The 1942-nt window shown below is 68.7% G+C and carries 2 protein-coding genes; both read right to left on the reverse strand.

The features are described from left to right. On the reverse strand, positions 1-1069 hold a 1069-nt coding region (locus tag PLJ28_RS15770), incomplete at its 3' end, for an SCO6880 family protein (protein ID WP_324590428.1). Positions 1070-1130: 61 nt separating this feature from the next. Then, a partial coding sequence (locus tag PLJ28_RS15775; RefSeq protein ID WP_324590429.1) for a hypothetical protein occupies positions 1131-1942 on the reverse strand: 812 nt, incomplete at its 5' end.

Below are 1942 nucleotides of genomic sequence, written 5' to 3' on the forward strand. Positions count from 1 at the left end.
CCCAGTCCCCGGAGCGTTCGGAGATGACCACCGAGGCCTGCGGGTCGAACGCCGAGCGGACCAGGGCGGCCAGCGACCGGGGGGAGTGCCAGGCCTGCACGGTGGTCCCCGAGGCCGGCAGGGTGCCCTCGATGGTCGTCATCACCGACAGGGCCAGGTTCATGAACCCGGGCAGCCCACCGCCGAGGGACTTGATGCGCTTGGCGACCTTGTCCCGGGACAGCACGATCGTCATCCAGGTCTCGTGCACCGGCATGTCCTGGGCCTCGGCCATCAGCTCCACGAATGCCGCGTGCAGGAACGGGTTGACCGCCTCCCCGCTGGGCCGGCCCTCGTCGGTGGCTTCGGCGCCCTTGGCGTTGTAGAACTCCATGACCTTGGACCCGGAGATCAGCGTGGTCTGGTCCGCGTGCTGGATCCGGGCCACCCCGGGCATCCGGGCGATCGCTGAGATGGCTTCGCGCCAGTTCGCGGTGCGGTCCTCCTGGGCGTCGAAGGACTCCAGGGCGAAGGCCTTGGAGGTGTTGATCTTCGCGCACACGATGCCCTCGCCCCGGCGCGGGTCGTAGACGAATCCGGCCCCGCTGGGCAGGGTGTACACGCGCAGTTCGTTGGCCTCCCCGGGCAGCCGGAACCGGGCCCCGGCCCCGGGCTTGATCCGCCCGGCCTCATCCCGAGACGTGCTGGTCTCACCGGGGGAGAGCACCGGGGAGGACGGTTCGGTGGGGGTCTCATCGTCGTCGGTGCCGTCGCGGCGGACGAAGGTCAGCTGGTTGCGGGCCCCGCGGACCAGGTAGCGCAGCCACAGCCCGGCCCAACCGATCAGGGGCCGTCCCATGACCGTGGGGATGACGATCCCGGCGGCCACCGCACCGAGGACCAGGGCGGTGAAAAACCCGCGGGGGAAGCCACCGGTGAACACCAGCAGCAGCATCAACCCCAGGGCCACCCCGAGGGTGATGACCTGGGGCCAGCTCAACCCCAGCAGCACCCCGGTGGTGCGTTCCCGGGCGAACCGGGCCCCGTCCCACGGGGAGTCCACTTGCTGTTCGAGGATCTGATGGGCCATGGCTACGTTGTCCTTCTCTCGCACGTCTGCTGGTGTTGCGGTCTCTGGTGGGGGTGGGTCGCTAGCGGCCGAGTCGGGCGGCGGTGCGGGCTGGGCGGGTGATCTGTCCGGCCTTGCGGGCCCCGCCGCGGACCACGTTGGTTCCCTGGCGCATCATGGTGTTGCCGCTGGCCACGGCGGAGCGTTCCATGGATTCGGAGGCCCCGCCGGTCAGGAACGAGACCATGGTGAGCATCAGGATGGGCATCGCTGCGCCCATCACGATCAGTACGATCCCGGCGGCCAGCTGGACCCAGTCGGTGCCGATGGAGGCGGCGACCATGCCGATCTTCACCACCAGTGCGGCGGCGGGTTTGGCCAGGATCAGGGCGAAGACCACCGAGAGCCAGCGGGTGAACACGGCCTTGGCCGGTTCCAGGCTCAGGGAGAACACGGCGGCGGGCATCATCACGGTCAGCAGGACGATGACGGCCAGGCGGAAGATCATCATCAGCATCAGCAGCAGGCAGACCCCGACGATGATGATCCCGATGATGAACGGCAGGATGGCCATGCCCGGGTTCTCGGTGTTGGTGGCCATCTGCCACTGGGCGTAGTTCTCGTCCATGAGCACCTGGCCGTTGGCTGCGTCGTAGGTCAGCCCGAACAGGTGCAGGATGGCCCCCAGGGCTGCTTCCTCTCCGCCGCGTTCTCCGGCCTGCAGGATCCACAGGCTCATCTGGTCCACTGCCCCGAGGACCACGAACATCAACCCGGCGACCACGTACACCGCCGGCACACAGACCACGGTGACGGTCAGGGCCCGGATGACTCCGGCGGTGGAGGACCGGAACAGGGACCAGATGACCTGGACGGCGACGAAGATCAGCAGGA

Source organism: Citricoccus sp. (assembly GCF_035445025.1).
Taxonomy (GTDB): Bacteria; Actinomycetota; Actinomycetes; order Actinomycetales; family Micrococcaceae; genus Citricoccus.